20 protein-coding genes and 1 pseudogene are annotated in these 23848 nt (G+C 55.2%); 10 read left to right on the top strand and 11 right to left on the bottom strand.

The window, feature by feature from the left end; all coding sequences use genetic code 11:
• Nucleotides 1–170: 170 nt before the first annotated feature.
• Nucleotides 171–1949 (top strand): CocE/NonD family hydrolase, encoded by a 1779-nt coding sequence (locus KRAC_RS22895; protein ID WP_007911209.1) that lies wholly within the window; start codon nt 171–173, stop codon nt 1947–1949.
• Nucleotides 1950–1998: 49 nt separating this feature from the next.
• Here KRAC_RS22895 and metG read toward each other — a convergent pair whose 3' ends face one another.
• Nucleotides 1999–3612, bottom strand: coding sequence for a methionine--tRNA ligase (metG, locus tag KRAC_RS22900; RefSeq protein WP_007911210.1), 1614 nt, complete (start codon nt 3610–3612; stop codon nt 1999–2001).
• Between the two features lie 561 nt (nt 3613–4173).
• Between metG and KRAC_RS22905 the strand changes: the two genes are divergently transcribed.
• The 5 genes from KRAC_RS22905 to KRAC_RS22930 all read left to right on the top strand — a co-directional run bounded on the left by KRAC_RS22905 (nt 4174) and on the right by KRAC_RS22930 (nt 8601).
• Nucleotides 4174–4869: a dienelactone hydrolase family protein gene (locus tag KRAC_RS22905; protein WP_007911212.1), complete on the top strand. Its 696-nt coding sequence runs from the start codon at nt 4174–4176 to the stop codon at nt 4867–4869.
• A gap of 135 nt (nt 4870–5004) precedes the next feature.
• Nucleotides 5005–5700 (top strand): GNAT family N-acetyltransferase, encoded by a 696-nt coding sequence (locus tag KRAC_RS62265; RefSeq protein WP_007911213.1) that lies wholly within the window; start codon nt 5005–5007, stop codon nt 5698–5700.
• A gap of 289 nt (nt 5701–5989) precedes the next feature.
• Entirely contained in the window at nt 5990–6211 is a 222-nt protein-coding gene (locus tag KRAC_RS22915) for a hypothetical protein (RefSeq protein WP_007911215.1), read from the top strand.
• 284 nt (nt 6212–6495) lie between these two features.
• Nucleotides 6496–7689: an acyl-CoA dehydrogenase family protein gene (locus KRAC_RS22925; RefSeq protein ID WP_007911219.1), complete on the top strand. Its 1194-nt coding sequence runs from the start codon at nt 6496–6498 to the stop codon at nt 7687–7689.
• A gap of 15 nt (nt 7690–7704) precedes the next feature.
• Nucleotides 7705–8601: an HpcH/HpaI aldolase/citrate lyase family protein gene (locus KRAC_RS22930; protein ID WP_007911220.1), complete on the top strand. Its 897-nt coding sequence runs from the start codon at nt 7705–7707 to the stop codon at nt 8599–8601.
• A 6-nt stretch (nt 8602–8607) separates the two neighbouring features.
• On the opposite strand, the gene KRAC_RS22935 is transcribed toward KRAC_RS22930, so the two are convergent.
• Both KRAC_RS22935 and KRAC_RS62270 read right to left on the bottom strand, forming a co-directional pair.
• Nucleotides 8608–9576: a LysR family transcriptional regulator gene (locus KRAC_RS22935; protein ID WP_007911221.1), complete on the bottom strand. Its 969-nt coding sequence runs from the start codon at nt 9574–9576 to the stop codon at nt 8608–8610.
• A 109-nt stretch (nt 9577–9685) separates the two neighbouring features.
• Nucleotides 9686–11104 (bottom strand): winged helix-turn-helix domain-containing protein, encoded by a 1419-nt coding sequence (locus tag KRAC_RS62270; RefSeq protein WP_007911222.1) that lies wholly within the window; start codon nt 11102–11104, stop codon nt 9686–9688.
• Nucleotides 11105–11355: 251 nt separating this feature from the next.
• Between KRAC_RS62270 and KRAC_RS22945 the strand changes: the two genes are divergently transcribed.
• Entirely contained in the window at nt 11356–12729 is a 1374-nt protein-coding gene (locus KRAC_RS22945; protein WP_007911223.1) for an NAD-dependent succinate-semialdehyde dehydrogenase, read from the top strand.
• A 93-nt stretch (nt 12730–12822) separates the two neighbouring features.
• On the opposite strand, the gene KRAC_RS22950 is transcribed toward KRAC_RS22945, so the two are convergent.
• On the bottom strand, nt 12823–13383 hold the full coding sequence (locus KRAC_RS22950; RefSeq protein ID WP_007911224.1) for a pentapeptide repeat-containing protein: 561 nt from the start codon (nt 13381–13383) through the stop codon (nt 12823–12825).
• A 263-nt stretch (nt 13384–13646) separates the two neighbouring features.
• Here KRAC_RS22950 and KRAC_RS22955 point away from each other — a divergent pair, with 263 nt between their 5' ends.
• Complete coding sequence (locus KRAC_RS22955; RefSeq protein WP_007911226.1) at nt 13647–14141, top strand: LURP-one-related/scramblase family protein; 495 nt, start codon at nt 13647–13649, stop codon at nt 14139–14141.
• A gap of 60 nt (nt 14142–14201) precedes the next feature.
• Here KRAC_RS22955 and KRAC_RS22960 read toward each other — a convergent pair whose 3' ends face one another.
• The 7 genes and pseudogenes from KRAC_RS22960 to iscB all read right to left on the bottom strand — a co-directional run bounded on the left by KRAC_RS22960 (nt 14202) and on the right by iscB (nt 21178).
• A complete protein-coding gene (locus tag KRAC_RS22960) occupies nt 14202–14612 on the bottom strand; it encodes a response regulator (protein WP_007911228.1) in 411 nt (136 codons plus the stop codon).
• Between the two features lie 277 nt (nt 14613–14889).
• On the bottom strand, nt 14890–15483 hold the full coding sequence (locus tag KRAC_RS22965; RefSeq protein WP_007911230.1) for an LOG family protein: 594 nt from the start codon (nt 15481–15483) through the stop codon (nt 14890–14892).
• A 372-nt stretch (nt 15484–15855) separates the two neighbouring features.
• Nucleotides 15856–16512: an NUDIX domain-containing protein gene (locus KRAC_RS62275; RefSeq protein ID WP_211221312.1), complete on the bottom strand. Its 657-nt coding sequence runs from the start codon at nt 16510–16512 to the stop codon at nt 15856–15858.
• Nucleotides 16513–16718: 206 nt separating this feature from the next.
• Nucleotides 16719–18014 carry an RNA-guided endonuclease InsQ/TnpB family protein gene (locus KRAC_RS22975; RefSeq protein ID WP_007911236.1) on the bottom strand — a complete coding sequence of 432 codons (1296 nt, stop codon included), beginning with the start codon at nt 18012–18014 and terminating at the stop codon, nt 16719–16721.
• A gap of 77 nt (nt 18015–18091) precedes the next feature.
• A pseudogene (locus KRAC_RS62280) lies at nt 18092–18262 on the bottom strand (IS607 family transposase); the annotation flags it as partial.
• Between the two features lie 208 nt (nt 18263–18470).
• Nucleotides 18471–19856: a glutamine synthetase family protein gene (locus KRAC_RS22980; RefSeq protein ID WP_007911239.1), complete on the bottom strand. Its 1386-nt coding sequence runs from the start codon at nt 19854–19856 to the stop codon at nt 18471–18473.
• Between the two features lie 32 nt (nt 19857–19888).
• On the bottom strand, nt 19889–21178 hold the full coding sequence (gene iscB, locus KRAC_RS22985; protein ID WP_007911240.1) for an RNA-guided endonuclease IscB: 1290 nt from the start codon (nt 21176–21178) through the stop codon (nt 19889–19891).
• 663 nt (nt 21179–21841) lie between these two features.
• Between iscB and KRAC_RS22995 the strand changes: the two genes are divergently transcribed.
• Nucleotides 21842–23251 carry an ISKra4-like element ISKra2 family transposase gene (locus tag KRAC_RS22995; protein ID WP_007911242.1) on the top strand — a complete coding sequence of 470 codons (1410 nt, stop codon included), beginning with the start codon at nt 21842–21844 and terminating at the stop codon, nt 23249–23251.
• A gap of 195 nt (nt 23252–23446) precedes the next feature.
• Nucleotides 23447–23794 carry a phosphotransferase gene (locus KRAC_RS23000; protein WP_007911243.1) on the top strand — a complete coding sequence of 116 codons (348 nt, stop codon included), beginning with the start codon at nt 23447–23449 and terminating at the stop codon, nt 23792–23794.
• Nucleotides 23795–23848 lie beyond the last annotated feature (54 nt).

Genomic DNA, 23848 nt, shown 5'->3' on the forward strand with positions numbered 1-23848 from the left:
GGATAAGCTCTAGACTATGTAGACGTGAAGACTCGTACTAGAGAAGCTAGCTACCTCTGCCCGGAGCGTTGTATGATACATAGATGCATATACATACATATAATGGCGCGACATTTCCGTTAGTTTTCATATAAGAAGTTACTCATTTTTTGCAAAGGAGCATACTGCGTATGACACAGCAAGCAGGGCACCAGGTTGCCATTGATTTTGACGTTCCAGCGCAAATGCGCGATGGCACGATCTTGCGCGCCAATGTGTATCGACCCGCCGGCGAAGGGAAATGGCCCGTTCTCCTGACGCGCCTCCCCTATGGCAAGGATCTCCCCATTGGCTCTTCGCTGCTAGATCCACTCCAGGTCGCGCGCCGGGGCTATGTCGTCATTGTGCAGGATACGCGTGGGCGCTTTACCTCTGGGGGCGAATGGGACCCCATGCGCTTCGAGGCCGAGGACGGCTACGATACGGTAGAATGGGCCTCTAAGCTACACTACAGCAATGGCATTGTAGGTATGTTTGGTATCTCCTATTTCGGCTTCACCCAGTGGGCGGCCATGACCCAGCAGCCACCAGCTCTGAAGGCCGCTGTGCCAGTGCAAACTTGGAATGATCCTCTCAATGGTGTGACCTTTCGTGGAGGTGCCCTGGAGCTGGGGACCACCGCCCAGTGGCAAATGTCGATGGGCATCGATGTCTTGATGCGCCGCTACCGGGGCGAGGCCGATCCGCGCAAACTGGGGGCCGCGCTCTACCAGCTTATTCACGATATAGACGCGCTGGGTACTCAGGGTTATGCCTCGCTCCCTCTGAGTGAGTTCGCCCCGCTCAAGCGCAACGATGTCTCACCCGCCTTCTTTGATGCGTTTGAGTATGAGATGCAGCGCGAGCGCGTTGAATATATGACCATTCTGGGTCAGCATGAGAAGGTAACGGTCCCGACTTTCAGCATCGCGGGTTGGTATGATATCTTCCTCAAGGATACCATCGAGAACTTCCGAATTATGCGTGAGCAGGGAACCACGCCCGAGGCACGCCAGAGCAAGCTGCTTGTTGGCCCCTGGAGCCATGGCGGGATGATGAATCCCATCGGGGAGCTTAACTTTGGGATGGGAGCCAGCGCGGCCTTCATCGACCTCAAGATCGACCTGGTCAGCCTCCAGGTACGCTGGTTCGACCACTACCTGAAACAGGTGGAGAACGACATTGAGAGCGAGGCCCCCATTAAACTCTTTGTGATGGGTGCCAACACCTGGCGCGACGAGCAGGAATGGCCGCTAGCACGCGCCGTCGAGACGCGCTACTACCTGCATAGTTCCGGACACGCCAATACCCTTGCTGGCGACGGCGCGCTCAGTACCACGGCACCTGAGAGCGAGGAGCCTGATAACTACATCTATGATCCAGCCAATCCAGTGCCCACCCGTGGCGGCGCACTGCTGATGACACCTGAGTATCGCTCCGGCCCCTACGATCAGCGCTCCATTGAGCAGCGCGAGGATGTCCTGGTCTATAGCACACCTGAGCTTGAGCAGGATGTAGAGGTCACCGGGCCTATCACGGTTCACCTGTGGGCAACATCAAGCGCGCCCGATACGGACTTTGTGGCACGCCTAGTTGATGTGCATCCCGATGGCTATGCGCAGAACCTGACTGATGGCATCATTCGCGCACGTCACCGGAACTTTGCTCAGGGTGAGGCTTCTTCGCTAATCGAGCCTGGCAAGGCCTATGAGTACGTCATCGACCTCTGGGCCACCAGTAACCTCTTCAAGCAAGGACATCGCATCCGCGTTGACATCACTAGCAGCAGCTTCCCGCGCTGGGACCGTAACCCCAACACGGGCCAGCCACTGGGAAGCGATGCCGAGTTCCAGGAGGCACACCAGACCATCCTGCACGATACTGAGCACCCCTCTCACATCCTGCTCCCCATCATACCTGCAAGTGCATAAAAGATGACCATGAGGGTCCGGGCATTGCCCAGACCCTCATGGTCATCTTTTATACCTCAATGCCTTCCAGGCGGGGGAAGAGTACGCCACCGGGAACGACCTGGGTGAGTTCGCATGCACCCCAGTGCCCCTCTGTGCGCCATGCTCCATTCGCTAGAGGCTCCAGGCCTAGCTGCTCACGCAGGCGGCGCGAGGTGGCGGGGATAAAGGGCGCGAGCCAGAGCGAGAGCAGGCGCAGAGCCTCCGCCGCCGTGTAGAGCACGGTATCCAGGCGCTCCTCCTGCCCGGGCTGTTTGGCAAGCTTCCACGGCTCACTCTGTTCGATATACAGATTGACGCGCCGCACACAGCGCCACGCCTCCTCCAGAGCGCGCCCTGGCTCCCATTCCTCCAGGGCGCGGCCCACCAGTGCTCCGCCCTGTGCTACCAGAGCCTGTACCTCTTCCTCCAGAGGCGTCACACTACCTGGACGAGGAATGGTTCCGCCACGAAAGCGCTTGATGAGTACCACCAGGCGTTGTAGCAGGTTCCCCAGGTCATTCCCCAGTTCATCGTTATAGGCGCGCAAGAGACCCTCACGCGTGAAGTTGCCATCAGCCGTCAGCGAGAGGTTGCGTAGCAGGTAATAACGTAGCGCATCGCTACCAACTACGTCCACAAGCGCACTCGGCGCGATAACATTTCCCGACGACTTGGAGAAACGCCTCCCCTCCAGCGTGATAAAGCCATGCACGGCAACCTGCCTGGGCAGTGGCAGCCCCGCCGAGAGGAGAATGGCGGGCCAGTAGAGACAGTGGAAACGCGTGATATCCTTGCCAATCACATGAGCGTCCGCGGGCCAGTAACGCGCAAAACGCTCCTCATCCTGGAGAAAGCCAATCGTGGTCAGGTAGTTTGTCAGGGCATCAAACCAGACGTAGAGCACCTGCTGTGGATCCTCGGGAACGGGAATCCCCCAGTTCTCCAATCCAGGACGCACCTGGCGCGAGATGGAGAAATCCCTCAACCCCTGCTTGATCACGCCCAGCACCTCGGCCCGGCGCGAAGTTGGAACAATAAAGTCAGGATGCTCCTCAATATATGTGCGCAACTGGTCCTCGTAGCGCGAGAGGGCGAAGAAGTAGTTCTCTTCGTTCAGCCACTCGGGCGAGATTGAAGGATGATCGGGACAATGCCCGTCGCGCAAATCTTCGTCCTTATAGAAGTTGTTACAGTTGGGACAATACCAGCCTGAATAGGTGGTGCGGTAGATATCTCCGCGCGCCCAGGCGCGGCGAAAAATCTCTTCCGCGACTTTCCGGTGCGCCTCCTCCGTCGTACGAATCCAGCGATCATAGCTGATATCCAGTTTGCGCCACTCCTCGCGGAAGCGCGCCTCCAGGGCTGCGACCCATGCATGAGGCTCGACATTGGCCTCGCGAGCCGCGCGCAAAACGTGCAGACTATTCTCGTCCAGACCCGTGCTAAAAAACGTATCATCGCCCAGTAAACGATGATAGCGAGCCTGTATGTCCGCGATGACCTTCTCCAGCGCGTGCCCCACATGAGGCGCAGCATTAGGGTAATCAATCGCGGTCGTAATATAAAAGCGCCCGAAGCGCCCGGTCCCGGCAACTCCTTCTACACATTCAGACAAACTCTCTAGCGGTTGTTTCACATTCATGGTTTTACCTCTTGTCGTCCAGAAAAACTAGCGTCACATCACCTGGAGAAAAGCAAAAGAAGAGGCGTGAGCGGTATCGCTCACGCCTCTTCTTTTGCTTTTCTATCCCCTGCGCTCACCTCAACAGGTCTGAGCGTAGTCAGGGGTCGAGAGGAACAGCGATACCCGGCCCGATGCCATCATCATCGACATCTGGTCCATAGCAACACACATTGACATGTACATGTTTTTCTGTTGCAGGGTCATCGTGTTCTCTCTTAAATGCTATACTCTTGGTAGGGTAGTTGACGAAAAACTCTACATCTACCTACCTTCTTCAGTGTACAGACAAAGCCATGCAGTGTCAAGCAGCAGAATGAAGAGTTATCGGCGCAAAACCTGAAGAAATTGAGGGAGCCGTGTGCACGCCAGGGGCATTTGTATCGTCTCCATAGTATATAATCTACCTGTAAAAAGTGTATCTAGCGATGGATAACACTACAGCCCAAGCGCTTATTCCTGGCCCTCTGTTATCCATAACGCTATTTCAGTCTAATACGCCTATATGAAAAGGAGCTGACAATGGCTGTAATTCACACTTCGCATGTGAAGCTACCCGTCAATGGTGAGGGTGCCTATGCTTTCATCGCCCAGCCTGATGACGATGCTAAGCATCCTGGCGTTGTCCTGATTCAGGAATGGTGGGGGATCGAACCTCATATCCGCGACCTGGCGCAGAAACTGGCACTTGAAGGCTTTGTCGTCGCCGTGCCTGACCTCTTTCATGGCAAGATTGCCTCTGAACCCAACGACGCTATGCGCCTGATGATGGCAACACGCAAAAATGTGGATCGCGCGGTCAACGAGATCATTGGCGCGCTTAACACCGTGAAAAATATGGATAACGTAGAACCCAAGAAGCTGGGTCTGATGGGCTTCTGCTTTGGAGGCTTCCTGGCATATACCACGGCGGCGCACTATCCCGACCTGGGCGCGCTGGTGCCATTCTATGGCGGCGGCTATGATCCCAGGTCTGAAGAGGTCGCGCGCGTTAATGCGCCCGTCTTCGCCGTCTATGGCAGCCAGGACGAAGGTATTCCCCCAGAGCAAATACAGAAGATTGAGAAGCTCTACAAAGATGCCGGGAAAGACTTTACCGTTAAGGTCTATGACGCCGGCCACGCCTTCCTCAATCCAGATCACGGCATGGGCAATGAAGCGGCGGCCGCCGACGCCTGGCCACGGGCCATCAATTTCCTGAAAGAGCATTTAAAGTAACCTGGTATGCAACTTTTGGGCTTAAACTCCTCGCGCCTCGGTGCTTGCCCTGATAGATGGTGTAGCACGCCCTGGCAGCCGCTGGCTACCAGGGCGTGCTACACCATCTATCAGAAATAAAAGGATCGCTATTTCATGCTTGATACTCACACTCTATTGCGTCGCCACCTTGAGGCAGTCTGGTATTTCCAGATTCCTCCACTCACGCAGACACATACCATCGTACCAGCGCCATACCAACCGCCCTGGCACCTCTGCATCGCTACACTCCAGCCCACTAATGAACAGCTCTACATCTGGCGCTCTGATGTCACTCCCCAACAGGGCGAGCAACTCCTTCAACATGTCAGGCAGCTACAGGCAGCTACAGAAGTAGAGGCAGTTTCACAGGGAGTGAGCGCCAGCCGTGAGGTCGCGCTTGTACAGACAGCTACGCCTACTATGGATCTCGCTGAGGCACGAAGGCTCGCCCGGCGCATCTCGCCCGAAGAACGCCATATCATCGCTACCTTCTTGCCAGAAGATGTAGACTATTTTAGCGCGCCCCAACAGCAACCAGTCTTTGGCGTTGTGGAGCATGATCGCCTTGTGAGCGTAGCCCATAGCTCGCGGCACACACCAGACGCCTGCGAACTCGGCATTGAGACGCTTCCCGAGGCCCGCCGCAAGGGTTACGCACTGGCGGCTACTCTCCTCTGGGCCGAAGCCATCACGCAAGAAGGCCTGCTTCCCATCTATAGTGCCCTGGCCAGCAATCACGCCTCCCTCCGCCTGGCTCACTGCGCCGGCTACCGCCCCTTCGCCCACGCCCTCCAACTCACCCTCACTTGACCACCAGCCCCGAGAAGTCCAAGCTAGCTTGGACCCTACAACTTACCTAATAAAATAGTGTGGATGGTGAACGGCGAATGCCGTTCACCATCCACACTATTTTATTGCGAGCGCCGCAGGCGCGAGGAGTCAAACATAAAGATAGTATTAAAACACCCCTAAAACATGCAGATTACGAAAAAACATGGTATAGTCCCCGTTTAGAAAAGTACAACGAACAAACGCCGTTGTTGCGGCAACATCCTGGTAGCGTCGCACTGCTCTTTTCCAGGAAAGAAGGCACCATCCTATGCATCAAAGCGAAATCGCCCTCCTACGCCAGCGTATCGCCGAAGAATATGAGGCGATCAAACAGGGACTCAACGGACTGGCCTGGGGCACGGCCAAGCATGAGATTATGGATCTTCGTATGAGACGTGTGGACCAGTATCAAGGGCAATTAGCGCGACATATCGGTGAGTCAGAGGCAACACTTGCGATCTATGACCTCTACAACCAGGTCATGGGATAACTAGCAGGCACCCATCTCTTGTGCTGTTCTGAACTACCCAGCGCCCTCACTTTCAGAAAAGAGGGAGAGACTCCATTCTGGTGGAGGTCTTCTCCCTCTTTTTTTTACCTCTTTGGCGTGACTGCTCCCGCCTACGGCGCTCGCCTGGGTAGGTGGTATGGCGGATGCTGCCAGCCTGTGGCTGGCAGCATCCGCCATACCACCTACCCAGATATTGTTATACAATAAGGCAGAGAGAACGACTATCTTATCCTCATGGAGCCAAACTAAGGAGTTTTTCATAGATGACTTTTCCTCTGTACCCCAAAACGGAGCAGCAACAGTACCTTCTTACCCTCGCCGGAGAATTAGCTGAAACCTTTGCCAAACGTGCCCACGAGAACGACTGGGCGGGCATCTTCCCACTGCAAAACTATGATGACCTGCGCGACGCAGGCTATCTCAAACTCAGCGTCCCCAAAGAATATGGCGGCCTGGGGGCCAGTCTGATCGATGTGGTGCTGGCACAGTACCGCCTGGCTCAGGGCGATGCCTCGACCGCGTTGGCCGCCAGTATGCATATCGCCAATATCGCGAAGATGGCCGAGAACGCAGGTGATGAGTACAACGAGTTCTTCGCCAATATCTGCCGCGCAGTGGTGGAAGACGGAGCCATGCTTAACGCCGCGCTGAGCGAGCCTGCCACCGGGAGTCCCAGTCGTGGAGGCCTGCCCACAACAGTCGCGCGCCGCCAGGAAGATGGCTCATGGATCATCGATGGGCGCAAAACCTTTACCACTGGAAGCCATGCCCTCTCCTTCTTCCTCACGAGCTGCGCCATTGAAGACGAGACCAACCTGGAACCCATCGAGGCCGAGCGCGGCCAGTTCCTGATTCCACGCACCGCCGAGGGTCTGCGTATTGAAGATACCTGGAACACCGTTGGCATGCGCGGCTCTGGCAGCAATGACGTGATTCTAGAGCATATCCGTGTTCCGGCTGAAGCCTATATGGAGCGCGAACTTCCAGCCAATCCCGGGGCTAAACTACGCCTGAGCGCCTGGTCCTTCCCCACCGTGGCGGTCTACCTGGGTATTGCCCAGGCGGCGCGCAACGAGGCCGTCAACTTCGCGCGCCGGCGCCGCCCCAATTCAATCAAGCAGCAGTCCATCGCCGCCATCCCACACGTGCAGGAGAAGATCGCGAAGATGGAACTGGCACTTCTGCAATGCAATGCCGTCTTCTTCGGCATCGCCGAGCAGTTCAGCCAGGACCCCGAGAGCGTGCCCGCGAGCCAGTTCGCCGCCGCCAAGTACCTGGTGACAAACCACGCGGTTGAGATCGTTGACCTGGCCATGCGCCTGGTGGGTGGGGCCAGCCTCTCGCTCAACTTCCCCCTCCAGCGCTACTACCGCGATGTGCGCGCCGGCCTGCATCATCCTCCCATGGATGATGTGACCCTCTCGTCCCTCGCCAAAGATGCCCTGGAACAAGAGTAAGTAAGGAAGACAGGCATGCGACTACGACGTTCAGAGCTGTCTACGCCGGGCAGCAATGAGTATATGCTGCGGAAAGCGGCGGCGAGCCAGGCCGACCTGGTCATCCTCGATCTAGAAGACGCGGTCTCGCCCGATGCCAAGGGCGAGGCGCGGGGTAAAATTGTTGAGGCCCTGACCACCCTTGACTGGGGGAAGAAGACGCGCGCCGTGCGTATCAATAACCTGGAGAGCGAGTATGCCTACCAGGATATTATCACCGTCGTGGAGGAGGCCGGGGAGCGTCTCGACATCTTAATCATCCCCAAGGTCAAGGCCGCGCGCGATATCTGGTGGGTCGATGTCCTGCTCACCCAGATTGAAAAGCGTCTGCACCGCACGCGTCCCATTCGGCTAGAGGCCTTTATCGAAGAGGTCGAGGCCATGCTGCATATAGAGGAGATCGCCCGCGTCAGCCCACGTCTGGAGGCCTTGATCTTTGGCCCCGGCGACTATAGCGCCTCGCAGGGCGTAGATAGCCGTGGTATTGATGGTTCCTTTGAGATTTACCCCGACACCTGGTATTACGCACGTAACAAAATCGCCATCGCGGCGCGCGCGGCAGGCATTGACGCCATCGATGGCGCCTATGCGAACTTCAAGGACCCCGAAGGCTACCGGCGCGAATGCTTACGCGCTCGCGCGCTTGGCTTCGTCGGCAAATGGGCCATTCACCCATCCCAGTTAGAGATCGCCAACCAGGTCTTCGCGCCAACAGCCGCAGAGATCGCCGAGGCCCGCGCCATTGACCAGGCATATCGCGAGGCCCAGGCCCGGGGCGTAGGTGCCATCGCCGTCAATGGCAAGATGGTTGACGCGGCCATCGTACGCAGCATCCAGAATACTTTGCGCAAAGCTGACCTGCTCGGCCTCTAGACGCCACTATTGATATTGCACCTGCTTTTGAAGGAGGGGCGGAAGTTCATTCAGGGGAAGGTTGGTATGTTGCAGGAGGAAGAGCTTGAAGGCGCGGGCCGTGGCCGAAAGGTTCTTCTCCTTGAGGTGGAACAGGCGCCACTGGCGCATCACGGGGAAGCCATCCACATCCAGCATGACCAGGCGATTGGTCTCCAACTCCATATCGATGGCGACGCGCGAGATGAGGGCGATGCCCAGACCCGCCTGAACCCCTTGCTTGATAGCGCTATTATTTCCAACCTGCATGCTCACCAGCAGAGGCAGGCCCGCGTCGCGAAAGACCGTTTCCAGGGCTGCTCGCGTCCCCGATCCCTCCTCACGCATGAGAAAATGTTCGCGTGCCAATTCAGTCAGGGGAACGCCCTCGCAATTTGCCAGGCGGTGGGAAGGGGTGCCGACAATGACCAGTTCGTTGGCGGCGAAGGGCGCGACAAACATGGGAACATCGCTCGGAATACGTCCCATAATCCCCATGTCGATCCGGTTATGTACCAGCGCATCTACCAGGTAGTTATGGTTGAAGACCTCCAACGTGATCTCAACCTGTGGATACATCTGGCGAAATTTCCCCAGCAGCTTGGGGATGACATAGGTGCCCACGGTCGTATCCGCGCCGACGCTTAAACGCCCATAGTGGGGGCTACGGAGCGCCTCCATCGTATCCAGTGTCTCATCAATCAGAGTAAAAATTTTCTGGCTATAGAGATACAATTCCTCGCCCGCCTGTGTCAGATGTGTCCGGCGCCCAATTTTATCAAAGAGCTTAACGCCTAGCATTTCCTCTAATTGGCGGATCTGCGCCGAGACGGCTGGCTGACTAAAATGCAGTTCCTCGGCGGCCCGTACATAGCTACAGTGTTTCGCGACAACCTGAAAGGTGGCTAGTTGATGCAGATTGATATTGCGCACACGTACCCCCTGCGTTTGGAACACTAGAACCAGATGCCTCTCCTATCGAAGTTTACCACACCCGCCCGGCTACGCGCGCGTGGAATACGGCACCCACAGTATTTTTGAGTGCTCACCCCGAGCAACTTTTCCCTCACTCAGTCTGGGGGTCCCGTGATAGGTATTCATTCAGCTGGTGGCCCGCGCCGCGCACTGTGATCAGGAAGCGGGGCGCGCGTGGATCGTCACCCATGTGCCTGCGCGTACGTTCCACCAGGGCATCCAGGCGCGCATCGTCCGTCGCCGAACTATATGCCTCGTTGTATACGGCGCGCGTAGTGTCGCGACGCGAACAGACCTCGCCCGCATGGTCTGCCAGGTAACGTAACAGGCGAAGCTCGTGCGGGCGCAAGTAATCGGTTTGGAGCACACCATCAATCCAGCAACGATAGCGTGTAAAATCAATCTGAAGCCCGGGCGAGGCGGCGGAGAATTGGTGTGATATATAGGTCGCCAGGAGGGGGGAGAAGCAGCGATAGGTCTTACTACGCGACGACTCCACCAGCACACCCTTGAGTTGTAGCCACGCGAAGATATCGTTTACCTGGCGATTGGTTAACTGTTGCGAGACCGTGGCTTTGACAAGCTGACCCTTTTGCAACTGTTTTAAGCACTGCTGCTCCGGTTCGCTGAGACTCTCCCAGAGCTGTTCACATTTACTGTTAATCGTTCCATTGCGCAGTAACTTCTCGCTCAGGGTCGTGATACTCTCTCGTTCCTGAAGCGCCACCTGGCCCTGTTCAAGCAATAACAGCGTGGTACGCAACAGGCCATGATGCCCACCCGTTACCTCGAAGAGCAGGCGTTGTAGGGTCACAAGAGAAAGAGGAAAGCCTTCATGCAAGGCGGCGGGTAGTCCCCTCTCGATGAGTAGATAAGCATCCTCCCGCTCAAGGGGCCTGACGCCAAGCACGCGCCCATTTACCAGTTCAGAGAAGGCGTCACTCATCTGTTTGCGTGTCCGCGTCTCACCGAGCAATTTCGGCGGATTATTACTCGCCAGAACATAGCAGACGCGCCCCTGCGCCCGGTAGCGCAAAGCTTGCAAGAAGCGCAGGAACTGTGGCTCAACCTGGGTATAGACACTATCCAACTCATCAAAGAAGTAGACCAGTGTCAGTTGCTCATCCTGCTGCATAAGCTGCTCTACGCGCTGGAGCAAGAGTGTACTGGCGATATCCTCATTGGTGAGGAGCAGAGGATTTTCCTCGGCAGGTGGAAGACCGTACCGGCGCATGACCTCGTTCAAGAGCAAGGCCATGCGCCGGTAACAGGCCAGAGCCGATATGCTTGTCAGTTCATGGGCACTGAGCAAGAGGCAATGCATGTGTTTGGACTTCTCACCAAGATAATGCTCAAGCACTGCGGGCATGACCAGGTGCTGCATGAATCGACTTTTTCCCACGCCATCCATCCCCAATAGAGCGCAGGAATTTCCAGCACGTAAGACATTCATGACATTTTCGGCATCCTGCCAGCGGAATTGCAAAGGTCTTTCAAGTTTGTTATCCACTGTCTCTCATTCCTTTTTCACACCTTAGCATGGCACCATAGAGAATATTTCCTCTCTTCTATCAAGACATTGTATTAAGGGTATTTTATGACAAAAACATTCTCCCTCACTTACCTAGACGCTTTTCATGAGAGGATAAAAAATGTTATCCCTAAGGGCTAATTTGGCTGGTTCTTTTTCTCCTTGCGAGACATTGCAACTTCTCTTGACGAAGAGATACAATGCAACTGAAATACAGGAGGTGCCAAGTCATGAGTATGCAATCAATTAATCCAGCTAATGAAGAGCTTATTGAAACATACACACCGTATACTGAGGCCCAGGTCAATGAGGCTCTGGACCAGGCGCACAAGGCATTTCGGGAGTGGCGCGCCCTCTCCTTTGCTGAGCGTGGACGCCATTTCCAGCATTTAGCCTCCTATTTACGTGAGCATAAGGCCGAACTGGCCCAACTGGCCACCAGCGAGATGGGGAAATCCATCGCCGAGTCGGAGGCTGAGGTCGAGAAGTGTGCCTGGAACTGTACCTACTACGCGGAGAACGCGGAACAATTCCTGCGCGATGAGCGCATCGCGACCGATGCGCAAGAGAGCTATGTCGCCTTTCGCCCCCTGGGTGTGGTGCTCGCGCTCATGCCCTGGAACTTCCCCTACTGGCAAGTTTTTCGCTTCGCCGCGCCATCGCTGATGGCAGGCAATACAGCGGTGTTAAAACATGCCTCCAACGTCTCGGGAGTCGCGTTAGAGATTGAGCGCATCTTCCAGCGCTGTGGCTTCCCCGAGGGCGTCTTCAGAACCGTCCTCGTTCCAGGCTCCGAAACCCATACCCTGATTAAGGACCCACGCATCGCCTCCGTGACGCTGACCGGGAGCGAGGAGGCCGGTATTCAAGTAGCTTCTACCAGCGGCCAGGTTTTAAAGAAGACGGTGCTAGAACTGGGTGGCTCCGATGCCTTTATCGTCCTGGAGGATGCCGACCTGGACGCCGCCGCGCAGACAGCCGTCAAGGCACGCTTCCAAAACGCCGGGCAGAGCTGCATCGCCGCCAAACGCTTTATTGTGGTAGAGTCTGTCGCCAAAGCCTTTGAGGAGAAATTCGCGCAGGCCACCTCGCAGTTAAAAGTTGGAGATCCCCTACAACGCGAGACTCAGATGGGTCCCCTGGCGCGCGCTGACCTGCGCGAGAACCTGGAGCAGCAGGTGCGCAAGTCGCTAGAGATGGGGGCACGGCTCTTACTTGGAGGAAAGCGTCTGGAGGGCAAGGGCTACTTCTATGCACCAACGATCGTCACAGGCGTAACCCCTGAGATGCCGCTCTTCCGTGAGGAAACTTTCGGCCCTGTGGCGGCAGTGGTCACCGCACGCGACACGGAACATGCGATTGAGCTGGCCAATAACTCGGATTTTGGCCTTGGCGGCAACCTCTGGACACGCGATATTGAACAGGCTCGTAAACTCGCTAGCCGTTTAGAAAGTGGTGCTATATTTCTGAACGGTATGACAGCAAGCGACCCGCGTTTGCCATTTGGAGGAATCAAACATAGTGGATATGGACGAGAGCTCTCGTCCTTCGGCATTCGCGAGTTCGTCAATGTACAAACGGTATGGATTGGTCCAAAGCGATAAGCAAGTGAGTAGACACTGGGTGTGGATAAACTGATGAAACGAAACGGCATGCGCCTGCGGCGCATGCCGTTTCGTTTCATCAGTTTATCCACTTTATACCAGGGGACCTGGGCCTTCCGGCCAGCCATAGAGGAAGGCATTGACATCGACATTATTGAGCACGGCCTCGTCGAGTTTGGCGCGGCTAATATCGGCATCCTCGACATCGGCATTCGAGAAATTGGCGTACTCCAGATTGGCTTCATGGAGGTCGGCGCCAACGAGGTCGGCGCCACTGAGATCGACGCCCTTCATATTCGCGCCAAAGAACGAGGTAAAGCGCAGGTGGGCCCCAGCCAGGTTGGCCCCCGTGAAGTTTGCGTTATGGCACTCGGCTCGCGAGAGAAAGGCGCCTCGCAAGTCCGCGTTCTGAAAATTGGTGCGCATGAGTTGTGCCGCCTTCAAGTTGGCGCAGCGCAAGTCAGCCTCACTGACATCAGCGTCCCTGAGATCCGCCGCCTCCAAATCGACATCGCGCAAATCAAAACCACGCAGAGATGCCCGGCGGAGATCTGCACCATACAGGTCCGGGCGCACCTCCTGGTGCTCAGCACGCCAACGCCGCCACGTCGCCTCATCCGCCAGTAACGCGTCCAACTGTTCTTGTACTGCCATAATTTCCTCCTAGCAACCCACACTGGTCAGTGGACTCTCTCTAGCACTGTGTCTTGCCAGAGACCTGTGCTGAGTATACGTGTAGAGCGTGAGAAAAACATCACTCAAGAGGGGTATCTTAGCCTGCTTCCTTGGAGTGAGTGGAAATACATATGTCCTGCCAATACCCTACTTTGACTGGGTGAGAGCGTACAATATAGTGAGGCTTTTCAATTATGCAAACGGCGCAGGCAGTTTGCGAGCTATATGGAGGTACTATTCGCATGCGCTATCATGTAAAAGAGCGAGCACTCACGCTCAAGGATGACTTCGTGGTTCGTGACGAGCATAACAACGTCGCCTATGAGGTCAAGGGACATTTATTTCGCATCAAAGATCATTTTCATATTGTCGATGCTACCAATGGTGAAGAGGTCATTGAAATCAGACAGCGTCTCCTGGACTACACGACCCACTACGATCTCTTTAGCCAGGGCGCGGAACTTGGCAGCGTGCATCGCAAAGAGGAGGCGACCTATGGGGCGCGCTTCGAGGTCACGACCAGCGATGGCATGGTCCTGCAAATTCAGGGCCAGTTTCACGAGTGGGACTTTAACATCATTGATCACTATGGGCGGCTCCTGGGGCATATCACAAAGGAGTTTGCCTTTATGAGCGATCACTACACGGTTGATGTCGCCCCAGGCGTTGATGGGCCCTTCATCATTGCGCTCGCGGTCATTCTTGATGAGATTCGCGAGGATGGCGGCAAAGACTAAGCCTGCTCTCAACACAAAAGCGCCCCTTGGGATCACTCGTGAGGGGCGCTTTTTGGCTTCTTAAGCATGGGGAGAGGATTCTGGCTGCTCACCCAATAAAGTGTCAATTTTCAATAGTAGCTCGTTCAAATCAAATGGCTTGGGTAAGCTCTCGATCCCCCTGGCATGGATCTCGTCCAATGGCAAGAAACCACTGATGATGATCACGGGAATGTCCTGTAGCTCCTTACGGAGACGCAGGCGCTCATACAGCTCAATCCCGTTCATCGTGGGGAGCCAATAATCAAGAATAAACAGGTCCGGCTTAAGGTGTTCCGTAAATTTGAGCGTTGTGGGTCCATCAGAAGCGTGAAAAACGCGATGCGGCCTCAGCTGCGAAATGATCTGCGCCAGCACGAGTGCATGCTGCTCATCGTCCTCAACGACTAGAATGATCTTGCTCGCTTCTTGCCCTCCTGTCGAGCCACGCATTGTTCAACCTTTGTTCACCTGAATATAAATGTATGCAACGTAGTACTAGATTATAAAACTAATGCATGTATGACGTATAAAGAGAGCATGCAGCAGGCTTTCGCGAGTATATAGCAAAAGCTTGTTTTCATTGTAACACATCTTGCATGCTTTTAAAAACTATTCTTTTCGCGCCTGCGGTGCTCAAAGGGTAAGGTAGTGTTGTTGCGTGTGTTGCGGGCTCCGCCCGCAACACACGCAACAACACTACCTTTTACTAGACACGCTGATCCAGCGCTCAGGGCTCGATAGGGCGTGGCTCGTCGGCGAATTTTGAGAGGTGGGGGCGGGCTGGTGTCGAAAGCATGGTCTCGATCAGGGCTGCACCCTCGGCATTCACGAGGAGCAGAGAGGAATGATATTGCGAAATAAAGCCTTCCTGCGCTGCGTGCTCAACCAGTGCCAGCAGGGGATTGAAAAATTCGGCTGTGTTTAGCAGGCCCAGCGGTTTATTGTGGATGCCCAGTTGCGCCCAGGTGATCATTTCAAAGAGTTCGTCGAAGGTGCCGTAGCCGCCAGGAAGCGCGATAAAGCCATCGGAGAGCTTCTCCATCAGGGCCTTGCGCTCATGCATGCTCTCCACTTCATAGAGTTGGGTCAGCCCTTTATGGGCGACCTCAATATCGAAGAGCGCGCGCGGCAGGACACCAATTACCTCGCCACCACGAGAGAGCACGCCATCCGCTACGGCCCCCATCAAGCCTACGCGCGCGCCGCCATAGACCAGGCCAATGCCTCGCGCCGCCATTTCCGCGCCGAGCGTATAGGCCGCTTCTTGATACTCCGTCCGGTTACCTGCATGCGATCCACAATAGACACATATCCTTTGCAAAACTTACCTCCAGGGAAAAGGGTCTTATACGCGCAACACGTCGCCGCAGGGCATGTGTTGGATAGCGCTTCTGTACTGAAACGAAGGAAGAGTGCTCCAGGGTTCAAAACCACAAGGCACTCTTCCTCCATTAGACATTACAGTTATCCAGAAAGCAAGCAGGATTCCATCCGCAAATAAAGGCATAGCGCACTACAGAGTCCACACTCCATACATAGGTAGCCCCTGCAAAACGTTTAAACAAGAGCTAAAAGTGAGGTAACAGGCCCAGGAGACTTAATAATGTCAGTACGACCACAGCCAGAATGACAAAGGTAAACCAGAGACGATACATAACAACTCTGCTCATGGCGGCCTCCTTTGACGCTAGAATCAACTAGACAAGCCTACTGAATGTTCAAACAAGTGAGTATAAAAGCGAGCTAACCATGCTTGCTGTGGAGCAACAAGGTGCGGCATAGGCTCCAGGGGTTGCCAGTAGAGATGGAACGTATATTGATATTGTTCTGGTCCCTCCGCAAACTGCTCCCACCGCTCTGGTGTTTCATCATATAATTGGATCTGAAAAAAGCTGCGCCGCACCCATCTGGATAAGGTATCACCCGGCACCCAGCCTCCTACGCTTCTTATGATACGTGGCGGCTCTACCTCAAGATTAAATTCTTCTAGATAGACATAGGCCCAGCCCTCCTGCTGGCGCTCCAGGCGCACGGTTAAACCGCGACGTAGGGCATTGCCTAATATCTCTTCTGGCGCGACCACCTCAGCATCAGCGAAGGGAGCCTGGCGCAGCAATGCATGCTTGACCACCATGCGTTGCGCTTCTCCCAGGTCCAGCGTTTCCTGACCTAGATACCGCAAAAGGTGTCCGTTATACCCAGTCTCCTCCTGTACCTCCCTGAGTACCGCAGCCTCTAGCGCCTCGCCATACTCCACCGTTCCCGCCGGAACCTGGGTCCCCGACAAGCCGTGGTCAAAGACAAGCAGTTCTCTCCGCCCCCGGTGCTCACGTGTAATAAACGCCGTCACCTTCTCAACACATTCTTGAGACAATTGCTTCTGCTACCTTTCTCATACTCGAAGGTGTGTAAACACCCCCGAACGGTCAGTTCTTCCTGCTTCATCGTCGATAGCCAGCGCACGGGAACCTTTGGATCAGCCCTCCCGTTTTGGTCTCACATCAACTCCCCAGGCATTTTACGTCCGGCGGTAGCCACTCTCCAGGACGGCCAGCTTTACGCGTGAAGCTGGCGAAGCTGTTGTGTTGCCAACCACAGCAAATTCAAGGCGGCATTGAGATCCCGGTCGATGACCAGCCCACAGGCCAAGCACTCATAGGTGCGGTGTTTGAGCGGCATCCGCTTTTTGACCTGCCCACAGCACGAACAGCGTTTGGTCGAAGGGAACCAGCGCGAGGCGATGAAGAGACCGCCCCCGGCGTTGGCGACCTTGGTCTTGAGGAACTGCAACAGTTGCCCCATCGCGGCATCGGCCACGGCACGCGAGAGCTTCTGGTTGGCCATCATCCCCAGGATGTTGAGGTCTTCGATGCCGATGGCCCCACAGGTGCGCGCCAGTTCGGTCGTGAACTTGTGCTGCACATCCCGCCGGATGTTGGCGATCTGCTGATGCTTGCGTGCGACCTTGAGTCGTTGCTTCTCGTAATTCTTACTGAACACGGTTCGCCTGGTTTGCGGGTCTTTCGTCTTCTGTTTCTTACTGAGTTGGCGTTGCAGCTTGCCGAGTTTCTTGAGATGGAGCGCTAAAGGCCTTTGGTTCTCAAGCCTGCGCCCATCGCTCACCACAGCAGCGTGCTTTACGCCCACATCTACCCCCACCACTACTTCGGGCGTTGTGGGGCGCTCCCGTGTGATGTCTCCTTGGATGGAGACGTACCAGTGCCCCGCTTCACAGCAGACCGTCGCCCCCAGGATCTTGACCCGTTCGCACACGACGTGCTTGCGCGTGTTTCGCTTCTTCGTGGGAGTGGTGGCTTTCCCCTTTTCGACGAAGCGCAGTTTTTCGGCGACGTTCACCGTTCCCAGTCTGCGTAAGAGCTTGCCTCGGTCCTTCTTCGTTTGGCGCTGATCGAGGATGAAGCGGCCAAGTCCGGGAATGGAGATCCAATGGCTTCCCAAGGTGAATTTATCGTTGGAGAGATAAAACGACTCGTGCGACTTCCCCTTTTTCTTGTACTGCGGGTAGTTCGCTCGGCCCGCAAAGAAGTTGTCATAGGCGTTTTTGAGGTCATCGAACGCACCCTCCACCACACACTTCGTCACCTGATAGGTCCACGGATACTCCTGCTCCCGGATCTGGTTGAATTGCTTCTTGAGTGCGAGAGCATGTGGCGGTTTGAGCACGCGCTGCTCTTGGGGAACGGTTTCCTGCTCAGCTGTATACGCCTGATACTGCTTCTCCCACTGCTCCCGTCCCCAGTTGTAGATAAAGCGCCTCGTGCCACAGGCTCGTTTGAGATACTCCACCTGTTCAGGGGTGGGGTTCATCCGGATCTTGTGCGCGGTTTTCATCCTTGAGCGCCTTTTCTCCCGCTTTGCGGGAATTCCAGTTGAGCAGGACTCGACACCCGGCAAGTGGCGATCGTTCAGCGAGCGGCTGGCAGCTTCGGAAGGTTGAGCGCCGTGGTCAGATCGACCTCATGAGAGGAGCGACGCCCAGAAAGCGTTCCTTTGGCTTTGAGCCTGCTTTCTCGGTCCCAGCGCTGCACTGTTTTCACGCTGACATCCACCTGCTTGGCAAACGGTACGACTGCGTACATCTCCTTATTCTCACTTACTTTCACACACGTTGTCAATACCTGGTATGTATCTCCTTCTTATACGCTTTAATTCTCATATACGTAGCACAACACGATAAGTTCTACTTTTTGCGCACAAAAAGAGCATGAGAGTAGTAGGTAGTGTGAAAGAGCCTGGGCAGTCTACGGCTGCCCAGGCTCTTTCACACTACCTACTACCAGATCTATACTAGATCAGTTCAAAGTAGCGGCGGCGCTCCCAATCGGTGACGGCCTTCTCAAACTCGCTGACTTCCCAGCGGCGGGTCGTGACAAAGTGATCGACAAAGTACGAACCAAAGTACTCGCGAGCCATCTCGCTACCCTCCAGCAGGTCGGCGGCCTCGCTCAGGTTGCGAGCCAGTGTCTTGATATCTCCACGCTTGAGCGCCTGATCCAGCTTACCAGACTGGTAGGCATTCCCATCCAGACGTGGTGGCAATTCCAGCTGGTGCTCAATGCCATAGAGGCCACTGGCCAGCGTGGCAGCAAAAACCAGGTAGAAGTTAGCGTCGCAGCCGGGCACACGGTTCTCGATGCGGATAGCGCGCTTATGGGTATTGATAACGCGAATGGAACAGGTGCGATTATCCATGCCCCAGGTCGTATTAGTAGGTGCCCAGGAACCTGCCACATAGCGTTTGTAAGAGTTAATGGTTGGGGCATAGATAGCCATCAACTCAGGCATCTTGGCCAGGACACCGGCGACGAAGTGACGCATAGTCTGCGACATATGCCCCTCGGCCTCCTGCTCCCAGAAGACGTTGCGCTCTTTATTGAGATCCCACAGGCTGACGTGTGTGTGCCCGCTGCTACCATCCTCCTGGTCGTTCCACTTGGCCATAAAGGTGGCGAGATAGCCAAGCTGATGGCTGATCTCTTTGACGCCATTTTTAAAGAGCATCGTGCGGTCGCCAGCGGTCAGGATATCGGTGTAGCGCATGTTCATTTCGTACATGCCGGGACCATGCTCGCGGGTATACCCTTCAATGTCTACGCCATAGTCGCGCATCATGCGTGCGATATGCCCGATCAGCGGCTCATCGGTCGTGGCATGGCTGATGACGTAGCAGTTCGTACCGGGATTGAGGGGGACCAGGTGCGTACCAAAGTTCTTGTCGCGTAGCGAGGCCTGGTCTTCACGGAAATAACGGACCTCTAGCTCAGACGCCGCCATCGCGGCATAGCCCATTTGCCGGGCGCGCTCGATGATATTTTTGAGCACATGCCGGGGCGAGACGATGATCTGCTCCCCCTGCTCATTCCACATATCGCAGATACAGGAGGCCACATTCTGCTCCCAGGGAACCAGGGCAAAGGTTGAGAGATCCGGCTTCATCACAAAATCGGTAAAGCCGCGCTCCCAGTTGCTGATATGCAAATTGGGGAGGACATTCTCCGCGATATCCCAGCCAAAGATAACGTCTGACTGCGCGAAACCATCCTCCACAGAGTCAAGGAAGAAGCGCGCGTCTACACGCTTTCCCCGAAAGACGCCATCAATATCGGGCGTGCCCAACTTGATATACTCGATCTGCCCATCCTCGATAAGGTGCTTAATCTCGGCAAGGTCCATTTTAAAATTGTGTGATGTGGGAACCCCTGGCTTTAGACCTGGGGAGCAACATCACACCCTCCTTTCTGTGTATACTCATAGCCATCAGCTCGTTGCACACACCGCATATATTTGGGGTGAATATCAACCTTCTCGAGTCGAAACGAAGGCCGATGGCGAAGGGCTATCCGTCCTTCAAACACGCCTTTGGGGGTTCTAGCTTTGACCATATCGCCCGTCTGGTACCCAAGAAATGTCTTTTTGCGCTTTTTGTGTTGCTTGGGGAAACCATACTTGTCAGGCACACACATTTGCCTCCGTCCATGTCCTGTGGCTTTGATCCGCAGTGGGATGACTCCCTTCTGCGAAAGCACAACAGGGGTGCTCTTACCCACGCAAGCCGCATCAAGCCAATGTGTTTTGGGCAATCCCCTCGTGGTCCGGTTATACTTGGTGAGTCCTCCACTGCCGCACTCGACCGGCAAACCAAAGGCTTTGAGTCGTTCCAGTAAAGCAAAGCGTGTGCTATTGACAGCGCTTGCATCCTTGAGGGGCTTTTTGACCTGAGCGAGAAGACGCTTGAGCACCTCCGGTTTCGTGGCAAGAAACACCGTGATATCCTGCGTTCCTTTGGCGAGATTACATGGCTCACAGGCCAGGGTGAGGTTACTTATCCTCTTGGTACCATGTTTGGCGCGAGAATAAATGTGCTCGACTTGCAAGGGAACCTTCTGCGCCCCACAATAGGCGCAGGTGCGCTCCCATTTGTCAAGCAAGTATTCCCTGACTTCATAGCCTTGCAGGGTGCCTTGCTGATATTCGATGCCAGCAAGATCAGGGTTCTCCATCAGTTGCAGATCAAACTTGACCAGCTCCTGGCTAAGCGCACGAATGGGAGCAAAGCGACAGAGGCGAGCAACCCAGGTCTCAATGTTGGCAATCCGACTTTCTAACGAGGGTGGCAACCATCCCTTCTTTCTCCGTCGATTGTTGAATCGTGGTTTTCGGTAGCGTGTTTTGCGCTGCCTGCGCCCCCGACGACTTGCACGGCGGCTCTCAAGACTGTCTTTGACGGCGTGTCCACGGTGCTCAAGTTCTGCCGCGAACACAATCTTTCCGTTCGCATCATTAACCAAAGCAATTCCCGTGGTTTTACTGCCAGGATCAAGCTTGAGCCGCAATGGCTGTACCTCTGGTTGTTCGACACTCCGTTTCAGCACAATGGTAAACGGATATCGACGAAACACGGCGGCTTTCCCCTGCGTGAGCAAGAGCCTCGCACGTGCTGGATGCACCGGATTTAAGGGTTTGTAGTTTGTATCAATGACAAACACGTTGCTCAAGTTGAGCCTCCTATTGCTAGGGTAATGGTTGCCTCGACAAAGATAGTGGGCGGTACTTTTCTCTGAGCACTGGCTTCACCCCTCTCCACCTGTTTAACCCAGAGATTCTAGAGCTCCAGGCTGGCACGCACCCGGAGGTAGGAACGTCAACACTTCCCAATACTATCGTAGCTCGATAACCTCCCACCGAAGCAGAAGGCCCAGGGCTGAGTCTGGTCAGATTCAGGCTTGCTCTCACAAGCCCCTGCCGCAGAGGCATGGGGTACCTGACCAGCACTTGTATCCTTTCTTCACGCTTGGCTGCTCTTAAGCCCTCTTGCGACTGTGCTTCTATTCTGGAAAAAAGATTGAAGTTAATGATTGCAGCGTAGCATGGTGCCTATCAGCCGTCAAGTGGATGGCTGTGTATCTGTGTATGGGTGAGCGTCATGTTTTTGCAATTGGGCTAGACAAAAGCCCCCTCTTCTGCGAAGATGTGTTCATTCTCAAGAGGGGAAGGGAAAAACATGAGCGAAGAGACTGATCAAGGCTGGCAACAACTCAGCGCACAGATTCTCACTGATATCAAAGCCTGGCGGCGAGACCATCCCAAGGTGACCTTACGTGAGATTGAACAGGAAGTGCATCAGCGCCTGAGTCGACTGGAAGCCCAAGTGATTCAAGATGCAGCTCAAGCAAGTGCGCAACGTGACTGGAGTGGTACCTCAGCCCAAGAGCGCCCCACCTGTCCCGTGTGTGGCACCCCACTGCAAGCCCGTGGGAAACGACCCCGCCGTCTGCAAGGAGCAGGAGGACAAGAGATCACGCTCAGCAGAACGTACGGAACTTGCCCCACGTGTGGGACAGGGCTTTTTCCCCCTCGATGAGGAGTTAGCTCTCCCAAGAGGGAGGAACTTGACATCGTTGCAACACGAGCATCTGGTCCATCTTTCGAGCTGGATGCCTTTTGCGCGAGCTGCTGAGATGATGCAACGTCTGCTCGGGGTTCAGGTCAGTGAAGCGAGCGCGCGTCGACAGAGTGAGCAGGCAGGTGCCTTGGCCCTGGCGGTGCAAACGGTTCTGGCCTCGGAACCTTTCGCCTCGTCACCATCTGTGAGCAAGCCTACCAAGCGCCTGGCCATCAGCGCCGATGGGGCCTATGTGCCTTTGCTCAAAGGGCAGTGGGCAGAGGTTCGAACGGTGGCTTTTGGAGAAGTCGAACCCTCCACCAGTCCGGCTGGAGCACAAGAGGTCACGGTCAGTCATCTCTCCTATTTTTCTCGCATGTGTGATGCTCAGACCTTTGCGACTTTGGCTGATGTGGAGATGCGAGAGCGAGGGGTCCGGCAGGCTCAAGAAATCGGAGCAGTCACTGATGGTGCCGAGTGGTTGCAGGGCTTCCTCAATCTCCACTGTCCCCAAGCGTTGCGCATCTTGGATTTTCCTCATGCAGCAGAGCATCTCCATCTGCTCATCCAAGCGCTCCAACAAGCCGGCCTCGTTCTGCCTGACGACCTGCTGGAGCGTGCCTGCCATCGACTCAAACATCGAGGTCCCCGTTTGCTCATCTGGCTGCTTGCTCGTTTACCAGCTCAGATCGCCCAACAGGAAGGGGTGCGTGAACAGGTCGGCTATTTTCTCAAACGCGAAGCCTTGATGCAGTATCCCCAGTTTCAAGCCGCAGGCTGGCCGATTGGGTCAGGGATGGTGGAAAGCGCCAATAAAGTGGTGGTGCAAGCCCGCCTCAAAGGAGCAGGTATGCATTGGGAGCCCAGTCATGTCAATCCCATGCTCACCTTACGCAACGCCGTCTGTAATGAGCGATGGGATCTCTGCTGGCAAGAGATTGAGCAGGAGCAACTCCGTCAACGGGAGCAGCGTCGCAACGAGCGAGCGACACCTCGTCTTGAGCAGATGGTCTCTTCCTTGATGCTCTCGCTCCTTCGCTTTCGTTCCCCTACTCCCAAGCCACTTCCCCCTCCCCCTCGTCCAATGGCACCTGCTGCCACCTTACCTGGTTCCTCACGCCCTTCAACCCATCATCCATGGAAACGAGTGTTGGCTTGTCGTCCCAAATCCATTGCAAAAAGATGACGCTCACCCGCTGTGTATGGGTGTGGCAAGTTTTTTTGCGCGAGACTGAGCCCATATCCTTTCACGCGTTGCATTGTGTCATTTTACCCAACTTTTTGGCAATGTCTCTGTAACATATCCTGCCCACGTGTGCTACACTGTGGCAAGACGACAGAAACTGCCTATCACGTGCAATAGAGTGGGAAAAGGACTTAGATGAAACAGGATGGATATGCCCCTAGAGCGCAACTGTGTGACGTCTCCTTCCTTAGTGAACAGTATCGTCTCGGCTCGGTGAGCCTCGTCAGGGATCTAGGGGGAGCCTACAATCTCAATCTCTTGTTGCAAACAGAGAGGGGTAAGTATGTGCTTCGTCTCTATCGCCCTTGGGTCACGCAGTTGCGTCTTTCGCAACTGCATCAAGTTAAGCGTCTCCTGGCTCATGCAGGCTTTCCAGTGCCCTTGCCAAAGCCTTCCATCTCTGGCGAGACGATCCTGCGCTACCACGATCATCTGCTAGAGCTGGAGCCGTTCATTGCTCATGATGGAGAAGCTGATAGTTGATCAAAGCATAACCATCTATTGCAATGATTATCCTTCTCACTTTAACCTACGCCT

The sequence above is a fragment of the Ktedonobacter racemifer DSM 44963 genome (assembly GCF_000178855.1).
In the GTDB taxonomy this organism is placed as follows: Bacteria; Chloroflexota; Ktedonobacteria; order Ktedonobacterales; family Ktedonobacteraceae; genus Ktedonobacter; species Ktedonobacter racemifer.